General features: G+C 61.3%; 13 protein-coding genes. 7 read left to right on the top strand and 6 right to left on the bottom strand.

Features of this window, described 5'->3' with window-relative positions; genetic code table 11:
- Positions 1–11 precede the first annotated feature (11 nt).
- Both B1781_RS08425 and B1781_RS08420 read right to left on the bottom strand, forming a co-directional pair.
- Positions 12–1841: an adenosylcobalamin-dependent ribonucleoside-diphosphate reductase gene (locus tag B1781_RS08425; protein WP_078119239.1), complete on the bottom strand. Its 1830-nt coding sequence runs from the start codon at positions 1839–1841 to the stop codon at positions 12–14.
- Positions 1842–1931: 90 nt separating this feature from the next.
- Positions 1932–2609: a protein-L-isoaspartate(D-aspartate) O-methyltransferase gene (locus B1781_RS08420; protein WP_125931974.1), complete on the bottom strand. Its 678-nt coding sequence runs from the start codon at positions 2607–2609 to the stop codon at positions 1932–1934.
- A gap of 124 nt (positions 2610–2733) precedes the next feature.
- Here B1781_RS08420 and ahcY point away from each other — a divergent pair, with 124 nt between their 5' ends.
- On the top strand, positions 2734–3984 hold the full coding sequence (ahcY, locus tag B1781_RS08415) for an adenosylhomocysteinase (protein WP_078121980.1): 1251 nt from the start codon (positions 2734–2736) through the stop codon (positions 3982–3984).
- Positions 3985–3993: 9 nt separating this feature from the next.
- Here the strand turns inward: ahcY and B1781_RS08410 are convergent, their stop codons facing one another.
- The 3 genes from B1781_RS08410 to B1781_RS08400 form a co-directional block, all read right to left on the bottom strand.
- The gene (locus B1781_RS08410; RefSeq protein WP_078119238.1) at positions 3994–4809 is read right to left on the bottom strand and encodes a class II glutamine amidotransferase; all 816 of its coding nucleotides are present in this window, start codon (positions 4807–4809) and stop codon (positions 3994–3996) included.
- Between the two features lie 182 nt (positions 4810–4991).
- Positions 4992–5933 carry a transglutaminase domain-containing protein gene (locus B1781_RS08405; RefSeq protein WP_078121979.1) on the bottom strand — a complete coding sequence of 314 codons (942 nt, stop codon included), beginning with the start codon at positions 5931–5933 and terminating at the stop codon, positions 4992–4994.
- Entirely contained in the window at positions 5857–6651 is a 795-nt protein-coding gene (locus B1781_RS08400) for an endonuclease/exonuclease/phosphatase family protein (RefSeq protein WP_125931973.1), read from the bottom strand. The genes B1781_RS08405 and B1781_RS08400 overlap by 77 nt, the downstream gene beginning before the upstream one ends.
- Before the next feature lie 209 nt (positions 6652–6860).
- On the opposite strand from B1781_RS08400, the gene phnC reads away from it, so the two are divergent.
- The 4 genes from phnC (at position 6861) to B1781_RS08380 (ending at position 10862) form a co-directional block, all read left to right on the top strand.
- Entirely contained in the window at positions 6861–7727 is an 867-nt protein-coding gene (gene phnC, locus B1781_RS08395; protein WP_125931972.1) for a phosphonate ABC transporter ATP-binding protein, read from the top strand.
- Between the two features lie 42 nt (positions 7728–7769).
- Positions 7770–8801: a phosphonate ABC transporter substrate-binding protein gene (phnD, locus tag B1781_RS08390; RefSeq protein WP_078119236.1), complete on the top strand. Its 1032-nt coding sequence runs from the start codon at positions 7770–7772 to the stop codon at positions 8799–8801.
- 87 nt (positions 8802–8888) lie between these two features.
- Positions 8889–9695: a phosphonate ABC transporter, permease protein PhnE gene (phnE, locus tag B1781_RS08385; protein WP_078119235.1), complete on the top strand. Its 807-nt coding sequence runs from the start codon at positions 8889–8891 to the stop codon at positions 9693–9695.
- A 3-nt stretch (positions 9696–9698) separates the two neighbouring features.
- Positions 9699–10862: an alpha-D-ribose 1-methylphosphonate 5-triphosphate diphosphatase gene (locus tag B1781_RS08380; RefSeq protein ID WP_078119234.1), complete on the top strand. Its 1164-nt coding sequence runs from the start codon at positions 9699–9701 to the stop codon at positions 10860–10862.
- 55 nt (positions 10863–10917) lie between these two features.
- Here B1781_RS08380 and phnF read toward each other — a convergent pair whose 3' ends face one another.
- Positions 10918–11643, bottom strand: a complete 726-nt coding sequence (phnF, locus tag B1781_RS08375; RefSeq protein WP_164513308.1) for a phosphonate metabolism transcriptional regulator PhnF — start codon at positions 11641–11643, stop codon at positions 10918–10920.
- Positions 11644–11763: 120 nt separating this feature from the next.
- Here phnF and phnG point away from each other — a divergent pair, with 120 nt between their 5' ends.
- Together phnG and phnH are read left to right on the top strand one after the other, a co-directional pair.
- Positions 11764–12210 (top strand): phosphonate C-P lyase system protein PhnG, encoded by a 447-nt coding sequence (gene phnG, locus B1781_RS08370; RefSeq protein WP_078119232.1) that lies wholly within the window; start codon positions 11764–11766, stop codon positions 12208–12210.
- 1 nt (position 12211) lies between these two features.
- Entirely contained in the window at positions 12212–12808 is a 597-nt protein-coding gene (phnH, locus tag B1781_RS08365) for a phosphonate C-P lyase system protein PhnH (RefSeq protein ID WP_078119231.1), read from the top strand.
- The last annotated feature ends 1 nt before the right edge of the window (position 12809 follow it).

Raw genomic sequence — 12809 nt, 5'->3', positions numbered from 1 at the left:
CCAGGGCGAGGTCAGTCGTCGCTGCGATCCACCCCGCAGCAATGCGAATCCGGCCCGGCGGCAGACGCCTCGAGGATGGAACCGGTCACACGATTCGGCCGGAAGGTGGTGCAACCTTTGAGTCCAAGACGATAGGCGTCTTCGTACACCGACTGATAATCGGCCACAGCGAAATCCTCGGGGATGTTGACGGTCTTCGAGATCGCATTGTCGACATAGGGCTGCAATGCCGCCTGCATCTGCAGATGCTCTTCCGGCGTCAATTGGTGAGCGGCGACAAAGTAATCGGGCAGCGACTGTTCACCACGTTGCCGGCGCCATAGCCCGAGACTGTAGTCGTACAAGGCAAAGCACTGCGGCGAACCGTCGTTGTCGCGGATCTGTCGCTGGTGCTCAAAACTGAACACCGGCTCGATACCGCTGGACACATTGTTGGCCAGCAGGCTGATCGTGCCGGTAGGGGCAATGGCCGTCAGGTGGCTGTTGCGCAGACCGCTGCTGCGTATGCCTTGCTGAATGTCCTGCGGCAACGACTTGATGAACGGCTGCTGCAGCAAGGCATCGCGCTCGAAGAACGGAAAGCTGCCCTTCTCCTCTGCCAGCGCCACCGATGCACGATAGGCGGCGTGGCACACGGTGCGCATGATCGTCGCGGCAAGCTGCCGTGCCGCATCGCTGCCGTAGTGCAGACCGAGCATGATGAGCGCATCCGCCAGCCCGGTGATGCCGAGACCGATGCGGCGGCTGCCACGGGCCTGCTCTTGCTGCGCCGGCAACGGAAAACGCGACAGGTCGATGACATTGTCGAGCATGCGTACCGCAACCCCAGCGGTCTGGGCGATGCCGTCCAGATCGATACGCGCCTCTGCAGTTAACGCATGAAGGACGAACTGAACCAGGTTGATCGAACCCAGGTTGCAGGCGCCATACGGTGGCAACGGGATCTCACCGCACGGATTGGTGGCGCTGATGCGCTCGCGGTAAGCAAGATTGTTCTGCCGGTTGATCCTATCGACGAACAACACGCCGGGTTCAGCACTCTCGAAGCTGGCCTGCATGATCCTGTCCCACAGCGCCCGCGCCCGTAAGACACGCAACACCACGCAGGGCACGCGGCCTGCATAGCCGGGCCATTCACGCTCAATGATCGCGTTGCCGGCATGCTGCCCGCCGGCGAGACCGTCTGCCGGAAACACCAGCGGCCATTCATCGTCTGCGTGCATCGCCTGCATGAACGCATCGCTGACCAATACCGAGAGGTTGAAATTATGCAGTTGGCCCGTCTGCTGCTTGGCGTCGACGAACGCCTCGATATCCGGATGATCGCAGCGCAATGTCGCCATCATGGCGCCGCGCCGTGCGGCCGTGGACAGCAAGGTCTCGCACATGCTGTCCCAGATGCGCATGAACGAGACCGGCCCGGACGCCGTACCGCCGACCCGCCAGGCCGGCACGCCCGACGGACGCAGGGTCGAAAAATCGTAACCGACCCCGCCCCCGGACTGCATCGTGATCGCGCCTTCCTTCAAGGCCTCGAAGATGCCTTCCATCGAATCTTCGATGCGCCCCATGACGAAGCAGTTGAACAGGGTCACGTCGAAACCGGTGCCGGCACCAGCAAGAATCCGCCCTCCGGGCAGAAAGCGAAACGCATTCAACTGTGCATAGAAGCGCTCCTGCCAGTGCGCTTGGTCCGATGGCTCGACACTCGCCAACGCCGCGGCCACACGCTGCCAGCTGTCCTGCAAAGTGTGGTCTTGCACCACACCGTCGAGCCGGTAGCGGTAGCGGCTGTCCCAGATCTGTTGCGACACACGGTTTTCGAACGTTGAATCTGTCATTCGACGGATACCCACGGTCGGCGATGGAGAAGATGGTACCGGCAGCGCCGACACCTGGTACTCGCGCTGCAGGACTCCGTTTGGCGAACATCAATCGCCGCGTGCATGTTGGCCTGTCAGCGGTACGAACGCTACCGGCAGTATGTTGTGGGTTTCGATCTCACCGTGCGCGTTCTTGCGCAACAGTACGAGCTCCTGGCTGAAATGCGGCTGGCCCAGCGGCAACACCAGCCTGCCGCCGGGCTTGAGTTGCTCGATCAGCGGTGGCGGTATCAGTGGCGTCGCCGCGGTCACGATGATCGCGTCGAACGGCGCCTTGTCGGGCCAACCCTCGTAACCGTCACCGAACTTGGTCGACACATTGCGATAACCGAGTGATTTCAGCCTGCGCGCCGCATTTTCGGCGAGTTCCGGCACGATCTCGACCGAGTACACCTCATCGGCCAACTCGGCCAGAACCGCGCACTGGTAACCCGAACCCGTACCCACCTCGAGCACGCGCGCACCCTTGCCGACCTCGGCCAGCTCGGTCATCAAGGCAACGATAAACGGCTGCGAGATGGTCTGCCCGCGCCCGATCGGCAACGGTCGGTTGTCATAGGCATGGTCCTTGAGGTCGTCGTCGACGAACGCATGCCTCGGCACGCGGCGCAGCGCGTCGATCACGGCGGGAGCCAACGCATCCCGGCCCGTCTGACGACGTGTGAGGGCCACATCGTCGTTGATTGCCTGCAACATGCTGTCGGCTTCATGTGTTTTGCTTGACATGCCGCAAACCGTATTGGACGAAGTCTCGATCTACTATAAGCATAGTAGTGAAAACACGGTCGCCATCGAACACCGTTCGACACGCCGGCCGGCTCGTCGTGAACAAACGCGAGGCGTACCCATCATGCACTGCGACATCAAAGACCGGTCTCTCGCCGACGGCGGCCGTCGACGCATCGATTGGGCCTGGTCGGAGATGCCGGTACTGCAGACATTGTTCGAACATTTTGCAGCCGACAAACCGCTCGCCGGGCTGCGCGTCAGCGCCTGCCTGCATATCACGACGGAAACCGCCAACCTGGCACGCGTACTACAAGCAGGAGGCGCCGATATCGCTTTGTGTGCCAGCAACCCACTGAGCACGCAGGACGACGTGGCGGCCGCACTGGTGCACGATTTCGGCATACCGGTGTTCGCTGTGCGCGGCGAAGACAACGAGCGCTACTACCAACATATCGATGCGGCTATCGCCCACCGACCGCAAGTGACGCTCGATGACGGCGCCGACCTGGTCAGCGAGTTGCACAAGCGCGGCGGCCCAACGCTCGACGATGTGGTCGGCAGCACCGAAGAAACCACCACAGGTGTGATCCGACTGCGCGCCATGGCGGCCGACGGCGCCTTGCGCATACCGGTAATCGCCGTCAACGATGCCGATACCAAACACCTGTTCGACAACCGCTACGGCACCGGCCAAAGCACCCTGGACGGCGTTATTCGCGCGACCAACATCCTGCTGGCCGGCCGCACCTTCACCGTCGTCGGTTACGGCTGGTGCGGACGCGGCATCGCCAACCGCGCCCACGGACACGGCGCACACGTCATCGTCTGCGAGGTGGACGCGGTGCGCGCGCTCGAGGCGGCGATGGACGGATATCGTGTGATGCCATTGCGTCAGGCGGCCGCCGAATCGGATTTCATCATCACCGCCAGCGGCGATAAACACGTGCTGGATGCAACCCACCTCGAGACGATCAAGGACGGCTGCGTGATCGGCAACTCCGGGCATTTCAATGTCGAGATCAATATCCCGGCGCTGCAGGCGATGTCGGTCGAGGTTACCCGGCCGCGGCCGCATGTCGACGAATACCGGCTCAACGATGGACGACGTGTACGCCTTTTGGCGGAAGGCCGCTTGGTGAACCTCGCAGCCGCCGAAGGACACCCCGCTGCGGTGATGGATATGAGCTTCGCCAACCAGGCGCTCGCCGTCGCCTATCTGCGCGACCATGCCCTGCCGGCAGGGGTGCATCGCGTACCCGCCGAGATCGACAACGAAGTCGCCGCTCTTAAGCTGGCCGCCATGGGTTTGGCCATCGATGAACTAACGGACGAGCAGGCACAGTATCTCGCAAGCTGGCGGGAAGGTACCTGACGGCCGGTCTTATCGACCGATGCGGCGCTCGACAATCTCGCCATCGCGGATCGCGAGAATCTCCCCCTCTGCGAGCACCTCCCACGATTCGTCGGTCAGCGGTACGCTGGCCACCAGGGTCAATGCCTGCGCAACCGGCGACAGGGTGACCCCGGACCCCGACAGGTCGGGCGTCGCTTCCTCGCAGCTGCGCGTCAGCACGAACATACCCGGCAACACCATCTCCTTGTCGGGCTCGGTGCGGCGATGCGCGTGGACCCACAGCACATCGCCATCGGAATAGATGAAGTTGGCGGAGCCGAGTTCGCGTGTCTGCGCGGCGAAATCGGCGACGGTTTGCAGCCGCTTTGCCAGGTCCGGCACACCGCCCCCGGCCTCATCCCAAAGTGGCGCCAGGCCATCGAGCAGCTTGCAGAATGCGACTTCGGAGTCAGTCTCACCGATCGGACGGAAGCGCGAATGCCGCAGTGGCACCTTGCCGAGCAGATCCGGCAGGTCGCCGTTGTGTGCAAACACGTGGGCACGTCCGCCGAGTTCTCGCACGAAGGGCTGCGTATTGTGCAATGCGCGCTCGCCGAAGCTCGCTAGGCGGATATGCGAGATCACCCGCTGCGTCGGCGGACCGTGCTGCTCGATGAACTTCACCAGGTCGCTCTCGCTCGCGGCACTCGGTTCGCGCAGCAACAAGGCATCGGGACCGGCATAAAACGCCACGCCCCAACCATCGCGATGCGGGCCTTCGGCACCGCCCCGACGCGTCAGGCGTTCGAGCGAGAACCCGACACTGGTCGGCGATCGGCTCGACATCGCAAATAACTCGCACATCTTCAGATCATTCGTTCAAGTTCCCTCGAATCAATAACACAGCCAGGCAGGTAGTGCGAATGACCGGGCGCAAAGAACAGGCAGGGAGACGATGAAAGCTCAATATCCCGGTCGGCGCGTCGTCAACGCCAAACGCGTCCAAGTCAGATCGACCGTCGAGGGCGCGCAATCTCGATGACCACTCAGTTCATGTGTGGCCCATCTATCCTGACGGTGATCTGCGGCTCGACGATCGAGCCATCGGGCATTATCCAGAGCGGCTCTGAGAAATGACTGACTTCGACGCAACCGTAGGGCGTATGAAACACCAGACCGCGCCCGTGGCTCATCAGTACCCGCCTGCCACCAGCGGGATTGAGTGCGGGCGCAAGCTCCGGCACCCGCCACTTCAGATGATGCGCCAAATCCCAGTACACAATGTCGCCGTCGGCCTCGAACATGAGCCAACAATGCATGTCGTGGGTCTGCGATTTTTCCGGATGAACCCAATACCCAGCCAGGTATTGCGCTTTGAGGCCGACGGCTTTGGCCATCGCCATGATATAGCCATGCATGTCGACGCAACTGCCTTGCGCCGTACCACATACCAGGGGCATCTCAGCAGTCGCATCGTTGAATCGTTGTTTGGGGTGGGCGTATTCGAATCGTACGGCGGCATGCTCGACCAGCGCCCGCACCGCATCTGCCTGGTTTGCGCAATGGGCAACGGTCGATCTCGCCGTGTCGACCAACCCGATCGTTGCACGTGTATAGCGATTGTCTGGCTGCCGCCACACCGAAGCGTCGGGCCTGTCCATCGTCAGTTCGATGTCGAAACCGATCGACAGTGCACGGTTGTCGACGGCACACAGCAGCATTGCGCCTTGCGACAACGCATCCGCCGTCAGTCGGCCGGCCAGCGCCGCGTTGGTATACCGAGTGGCAGCAACCCGTTGAAACCATTCACCCGGCGGTATCGGCTGCAGCAGCAACGGCGGTTTGTCCCCAACTCTTAGGTCAGGTTGCTCGACGTCGATCGACACACTCCACAGCATCAGCGTTTCCCCGTCATGCGCATACATCCACCCCGTCCGGCAGATCGAGATCGGCCACGACAGCGGCGTGGTCACTGGCGAAACTGCCATCGCATGTCGGCCGGTCGAGGGCGACAGATAGCGCAGCCCAGCGAATACCCAATACACCGCCACCGAAGCGAAACAGATGATCGATGCATCCGCGGCCGTCGAAGTTCAATGTGTTGAGGTCATTGCCCGCGTTGCATTCGTCCCAGACCGAAATCGCATCGTCCCGTCCGGCCAATCTGTGCAGCGCAGGTGAATGCACGCCGGCGTTGAAATCACCGCCCAACACACACAAATCTGTGACCCTGGTATCCAAAAAATCGACAAGCTGACCCACCTGCTGCGCGCGTAAACGATCGCCGGGATCGAGGTGGGTCAGATGAACGTTGAGCAGCCCCACCACAACCGATCCGAGGTGGCATTCCGCCCACAAGGCGACACGCTCGCCATCGCGCGGGTTGCTGTTCAGCGCCAGGATTCGCGTGGCCGACAGCGGTAAGCGGCTCAATATCGCGAGTCCGGAATAGCAGTCGACCGATCTTTCTCCCACCCGACGCCGCTTGCGACGCGCAGGTGCGAAACACAGATACATATCGAGTGCTCTCGCCAGGAACACGCCAGTATCGATCTCTCCCGCCGATGCCACCAGCACCTCCTGCAGAAGAACGACATCGGGTTCGATCCGCGCCAAGCCGTCGGCAAGACACCGCAAGCGGTTTGCATAATCGCGCTCCCCTTTCCAGGTGTTGAGCGTGACGATTCTGACGCGCTGTCGCTGCATGATTCGGCGATTTTCGATACCGGTAAACCAACAAAAACTACCCGCACGATGTGACAGGCGTTCGATCGACAGAGATCGATCCGCGACGCACCAACCAATCAGCAACGTTGTATAGACAAATCATGGCCGGTAACCGATTTGTCATCGTTCGTAAACGCGGGAGTCATGGCTGCGCCGGGAGAATAGTTACATAAGACGGAGGCCGAGCCATGTCCAAAGCAATCAGCATTCAGCAGCTGAACAAAACGTTCGGCCGGGGATCAAGCGCGCAGACCGCACTGAAGAATATCAACCTGGATATCGCACGTGGCGAAATGGTCGCTTTGATCGGGGCGTCGGGCTCGGGCAAATCCACCCTGCTACGTCACGTCGCCGGCCTTGCCGCTGGAGACGCGAAGAACGGCGCCGGCATTGTCGAGGTCAACGGGCGAACCGTGCAGCGAAATGGTCGTATCCGTCGCGGCAAACGACATCAGCGCGCCGACACCAGCTTCATATTCCAGCAATTCAATCTGATAGAGCGCCTCTCTGTGCTTACCAATGTCTGTCTCGGGCTGCTGGGTCGGATTCCGGTAAACCGGGGCTCGCTCGGGTGGTTCAACAAAACCGAGAAACTTGCCGCCATGGAAGCGCTCGACCAGGTCGGCATGGCACGCTTTGCCGATCAGCGCGCATCGACACTGTCGGGCGGCCAACAGCAGCGCGTCGCGATCGCGCGCACCCTGGTACAACGTGCCCAACTCATTCTGGCTGACGAACCGATCGCCTCACTCGATCCCGCGTCCTCAAAACGCGTGATGAAGGCGCTGGCCGCGATCAACCAAGCGGACATCAGCGTCATCGTGTCGTTGCATCAAGTGTCGTATGCAATCCACTACTGCCCGCGAACACTGGCGATGCGCGACGGCGAAGTCGTCTATGACGGCACCAGCGAGGCCTTGACCCCCGAATTTCTCACCGAGCTGTACGGAGAAGACAGCGAAGAACTCATCCTCGGCACCCGCAAGAACACCGCCGACGATGACGACTACGACGACGCGTTCGACACCGACGTCGTCTACGCCTCTGCCAGTTAGTGCAATTGAAACCCGGCCCACATTCACCTGGAGCATAGAATCATGATGAAGACCCTGCTGAAAGGCGCGTTGTCCGCGCTGCTGCTGACCGGCGCAGCCGTCGCCGAACAAAACTTCAAGGCGCTCGAAGGCGATCCCGAAGTCATCAACTTCGGAATCATCTCGACCGAGTCGACCATCCACCTGAAACAGTCCTGGGAGCCCTTTCTCAAGGACATGGAAGACGCGATCGGCATCAAAGTAAAACCGTTCTTCGCTTCGGACTATGCCGGCATCATCGAAGGTATGCGTTTCGGCAAGGTTCACGTCGCCTGGTACGGCAATAAATCGGCTATCGAGGCCGTCGATCGTGCTGGTGCCGAGGTATTCGTTCAAGAGATCAAGGCCGACGGAACCCAGGGCTACTACTCGCACATCATCACCAACGTCGCCAACAAGGACATCAACTCGCTCGACGATCTGCTCAAGTGCGACGGCAGCAAGAACTTCGGCATCGGCGACCCGAACTCCACGTCGGGATTCCTGGTACCGACCTACTACGTGTTCGCACAGAACAACGTCGATCCGAAAAAATGTTTCAAAACCGTCCGCAACGCCAACCATGAGACCAACCTGCTGGCGGTCGCCAACAAGCAAGTGGACGCCGCGTCGAACAACTCGGAGCAGGTAGCACGCTCCAAGGTCACTGCCCCGGATGCCGCCGAGAAGATCAAGATCGTCTGGACCTCACCGCTGATCCCGGCAGATCCGATCACTTATCGCAAGGACCTGAGCAAGCCGCTCAAGGCCAAGATCAAATCGTTCTTCCTCGGTTACGGCCGTCTCGGTGACAAGGCCGCGGCACAGCAGCAGCGTCTTGCCGACCTGGGTACCGGTGGCGGCGGTTACACCGACTCCAACAACGCCCAGTTGTACCCGGTGCGTCAGCTCGCCCTGTTCAAGGACAAGCTCAAGATCGAAGGCAACGACAACATGAGCGCTGAGCAGAAAAAGGCAAAGATCGCCGAGATCGACGCCAAGCTCGCCGAGCTCGAAGTGTTGATCAGCAGCTCGATGGGCGTCGCCGCCAACTAAGACGCCCCTGGCCGTGCGCACCCCTGCGCGCGGCACCTCCCCGGCTTCCGGCCGGGGAGGCCACCCGCCAACGTCCATAACATCGCTATGAATCACACCGCTACCGCCACCGGCAAACTGGAACTCCCAAAGCGGGATCTGAAGAAATCGCTCGCCTACTACGTCGGCTGGGCCGCTGCACTCGCCGTGTTGGTGTGGTCCTGGGAGGGCGCCGAAATGGCGCCGGGCGTGCTGTTCAGCGAAGCGGGCAACATGAGTTCGTTCCTGCAGGGCTTTTTCCCGCCCGACTTCACGAACTGGACCGACTACGTCGAAGAAATGATGGTCACCATTCAGATCGCCGTATGGGGCACGGTACTCGCTGTCGTATTGTCTATCCCCTTCGGCGTGTTGTCGGCAGAGAACATCGTGCCGTGGTGGATCTACCAACCCGTCCGCCGACTGATGGACGCCGCGCGCGCCATCAACGAGATGGTATTTGCGATGATGTTCGTCGTAGCGGTCGGTCTCGGCCCCTTTGCCGGCGTGCTCGCACTGTTCGTGCATACGACCGGCATACTCGCCAAGCTGTTTTCCGAAGCGGTCGAGGCGATCGACCCCCGTCCGGTTGAAGGTATCCGCGCCACCGGCGCGAGCCGACTGCAGGAAGTCATCTTTGGCGTCATCCCACAGGTATTGCCGCTGTGGATTTCGTATTCGCTGTACCGCTTCGAATCCAACGTGCGCTCGGCGACGGTGCTTGGCATCGTCGGCGCCGGCGGCATAGGCCAGCCACTGTACGAGATGATTCGTGGTTTCTACTATGCAGAAACTGCGGCGATCATGGTCATCATCGTGGTCAGCGTCAGCCTGCTCGACATCCTTTCGCAGCGCCTGCGCAAACTGGTTATCTGACCGATGGATTTCACGATCATCAACGGTCGGGTGCTGACGGGCGAAGGCCACATCGCGTCGGTCCCGTTGCAACTCCGCGACGGCGTGATTGCCGGCTCCGCTGATAATGGTCCGGCATCGGCCGGGCAAACCATCGACGCGCAGGGCGCGTTGATTCTGCCAGGCATCATCGACCTGCACGGCGATGCCTTCGAGCGCCAGATTCTGCCGCGCCCCGGGGTTCATTTCCCGGTCGATCTGGCGCTGCGTGAAACCGATCGGCAGTTGCTCGCCAACGGCATCACCACCGCGTTCCACGGCATTACCTACTCATGGGAACCCGGGCTGCGAGGACGCGAAACCGCACTCTCTCTGATCGATGCCATAGAACAACAAAGGCCCAACCTCGGCTGCGACACGCGCGTGCACCTGCGCTGGGAGACCTTTAACCTGGCGGGCGAGCGAGACGTTTCCGACCTGCTGCACGACGGACGTGTCGATCTGCTGGCTTTCAACGACCATGCCGCCCACATCGGTCAGCACATCGCGGCCGACAACCGCCGCAAGATCAATGAATACGCCAATCGGACAGGTTTGACTCACGACGCGTTCATCGGGGTTTTCAACGACGTGATTTCGCGCGCCGCCGATGTGCCGCCCGCGATCGCCCGACTGGCTCAAGCGGCACGCGATGCGGGCATCCCGTGTGCGTCGCATGACGATGAAACCATCGAGATGCGCTCATGGTTCCATGAACTGGGCGTGCGCCTGTGCGAGTTTCCCGTGAGCACCGAGGTTGCCAGATCCGCCAAAGACCAGGGCGACTTCGTGATCCTCGGCGCACCCAACGTCGTACGGGACGGTAGCCATTGCGACCGCCTGTGTGCAACCGGCGCGGTACGCGATGGCGTTTGTGACATCCTGACGTCGGACTATTACTACCCATCGCTGCTGGTCGCGCTGTTCAAACTGGTTGAACGGACCGACAAGACGCTAGCGGAGCTGTGGCCCCTGGTATCCAGCTGGCCGGCGGCCGCAACCGGGATGACGGATCGCGGGTCGCTACGAGAAGGCATGCGTGCCGACGTGCTGATCGTCGATGACCGTGAGCCCGGCCTGCCCGAGGTCATCACAACCTTCGTCGCCGGCCAACCGGTCTACACATCGCGTCAACGTGTTGCTGCGTGAATCTCTTGGGAACTCGACCGACCCCGCGATGCGCCCGTTTAACCGGACGTGCACGTCAGCTTTCAAAGACCAGTTGCACGCGGTCGCCGCTCCAGATTGTCGAGCCAAAGGCAACCGGTTTGTCATCAACGTCCACGTCAATGTTTTCGGTGACCAGCACCGGGCGGTTCAGCGGCTGGCGCAGTTGCTCTGCTTCATCGCGTTTCGGCATACGCGTCGTTACATGCGTGACCTTGCGGAAATAGTCATCGACGCCGCACAGGCGCAACGATTCCGTGATCGACAGGGTGTCGAGCGCATGTCCCGCCATATCGGGAAAACGCGCGCGATTGAAAAAATCGTCCGACACGCTGACCGGGCGCCCATCGACCTCGGCGATCGAGCGCAGGTGGATGACCGCCCGCCCGCGCAGCATGCCGAGCGCCTGCGCCACCTTGGCATCCGCCTTGGCGGTGTCGGCAGCGATGATGCGACGGCCGCGCGACCGGTTCTGCCGCTCGACCGTTTCGGTGAAGCGCGTGCGTTTTCCGATCGGATAGAACAGCACGTTCTCCTGCACGAACATGCCGCGCCCCTGCTCGACCCGCAACAGGCCCTGCTCGGTCAAGCCGGAAATGGCACGCCGCACGGTATGGCGGTTGACACCCAGTTCGCTCGCCAGCGCATGTTCGGTCGGAATGCGTTCACCGGCCGCATAGGTGCCGTCCAGGATGGCGGCCTTCAGACGGTTTTGAATCTGGCGCCATACAGGCAGTGAAGCAGCGTTATCTGACACAACCATGAACATACGCCTCGTCTGTCAAAAAAAATTCACCGAAACGTCCTTGCGGAAGTCACCGTGGCAGCGTAATTGTATAGACAACATTTGTCTATACAAATATTTGGATTGTCTGAACAGCACATGAGTGAAACCTCAACACAACAAACGCAGCGACGCGCCTGGATGGCGACCCTCGCGCGCAGTTCGCTGGCGCAGTTGCAGTCGTTGATTGACGACGCACCGCAAAAGCCGAGTTACAGCCTGCCACGTCCCCCGGAGTCGGGGCTGTGCCAAGTGCGCGGTCGCATGGGCGGCAACGGCCGGGCGTTCAACCTGGGTGAGATGACGATGACCCGCTGTGTCATACAACTCGCCGACAAGACAACCGGCGTCGCCTATATCTGCGGGCGTGACAAGCGGCGCGCCGAACTGGCTGCCGTAGCCGACGCCTTGTTGCTCAACGGCAGCCTGCCGGCGGCGACCGTCGCGCCGTTGCAGCAGGCCATCGAACAGGCTCGGCGGTCACGTTCCGGCGAGGTCGCAAAAACCAAGGTGGACTTCTTCACGCTGGTACGGGGGGACGACTGAGATGCCTCAAGCAAGCGACGTGCTCGCTACCGGGTTCGACAACCCGGTGCACCAGTCACAGCAAGTTTTTCGCCATGTGTTGCAGGCGATGTCGCGCCCCGGCCTCGTTGTCACGCTGCCGGACTCGCGCATAGCACCGAACAACGGCCTGTCTGCCGCCGCGACACAGATCGCGCTCGCATTGCTCGACTTTGAAACACCCGTCTGGCTGGATAGTGCAGCCTCAGAATCGCGCGAATTTCTGGCTTTTCATTGCGGCTGCCCGATTGCGGATGCAGCGGAGCGTGCGCAATACCTGTTGTTCGGCGAGGCACAGGCATTCGATCGCACTGCGCAGATTCATATCGGCACGGACGAACATCCGGAACAGGCAGCGACCGTCATCATTGATGTTACCGGCATCGCCAACGATGGCGGTCAGCGATTGATCGGCCCCGGTATCGACGGAGTCATCGAGCTTGAAGTTGCCGGCGCGCCGGCCGGTCTCTGGCAACGGGTGGCCGACAACGCAACGCTTTTTCCACGCGGTGTCGATTTCATTTTGACCAGCGGTAATCGCCTGGCTGCATTACCGCGCAGCACGCGATTGGAGGCCTGAC

Source organism: Thiosocius teredinicola, from assembly GCF_002009425.1.
In the GTDB taxonomy this organism is placed as follows: Bacteria; Pseudomonadota; Gammaproteobacteria; order Chromatiales; family Chromatiaceae; genus Thiosocius; species Thiosocius teredinicola.
Note: the sequence above shows the minus strand (reverse complement) of the source record. Positions and strands in the feature narration are given on the sequence as shown.

Excerpts from the sequence above, each read along its gene's own strand:
- ahcY (WP_078121980.1), top strand. The coding sequence starts at position 2,734 with ATGCACTGCGACATCAAAGACCGGTCTCTCGCCGACGGCGGCCGTCGA.
- phnF (WP_164513308.1), bottom strand. The coding sequence starts at position 11,643 with ATGGTTGTGTCAGATAACGCTGCTTCACTGCCTGTATGGCGCCAGATT.
- B1781_RS08380 (WP_078119234.1), top strand. The coding sequence starts at position 9,699 with ATGGATTTCACGATCATCAACGGTCGGGTGCTGACGGGCGAAGGCCAC.
- B1781_RS08420 (WP_125931974.1), bottom strand. The coding sequence starts at position 2,609 with ATGTCAAGCAAAACACATGAAGCCGACAGCATGTTGCAGGCAATCAAC.
- phnD (WP_078119236.1), top strand. The coding sequence starts at position 7,770 with ATGATGAAGACCCTGCTGAAAGGCGCGTTGTCCGCGCTGCTGCTGACC.
- B1781_RS08410 (WP_078119238.1), bottom strand. The coding sequence starts at position 4,809 with ATGTGCGAGTTATTTGCGATGTCGAGCCGATCGCCGACCAGTGTCGGG.
- phnH (WP_078119231.1), top strand. The coding sequence starts at position 12,212 with ATGCCTCAAGCAAGCGACGTGCTCGCTACCGGGTTCGACAACCCGGTG.
- B1781_RS08400 (WP_125931973.1), bottom strand. The coding sequence starts at position 6,651 with ATGCAGCGACAGCGCGTCAGAATCGTCACGCTCAACACCTGGAAAGGG.
- B1781_RS08405 (WP_078121979.1), bottom strand. The coding sequence starts at position 5,933 with ATGGCAGTTTCGCCAGTGACCACGCCGCTGTCGTGGCCGATCTCGATC.
- B1781_RS08425 (WP_078119239.1), bottom strand. The coding sequence starts at position 1,841 with ATGACAGATTCAACGTTCGAAAACCGTGTGTCGCAACAGATCTGGGAC.
- phnC (WP_125931972.1), top strand. The coding sequence starts at position 6,861 with ATGTCCAAAGCAATCAGCATTCAGCAGCTGAACAAAACGTTCGGCCGG.
- phnE (WP_078119235.1), top strand. The coding sequence starts at position 8,889 with ATGAATCACACCGCTACCGCCACCGGCAAACTGGAACTCCCAAAGCGG.
- phnG (WP_078119232.1), top strand. The coding sequence starts at position 11,764 with ATGAGTGAAACCTCAACACAACAAACGCAGCGACGCGCCTGGATGGCG.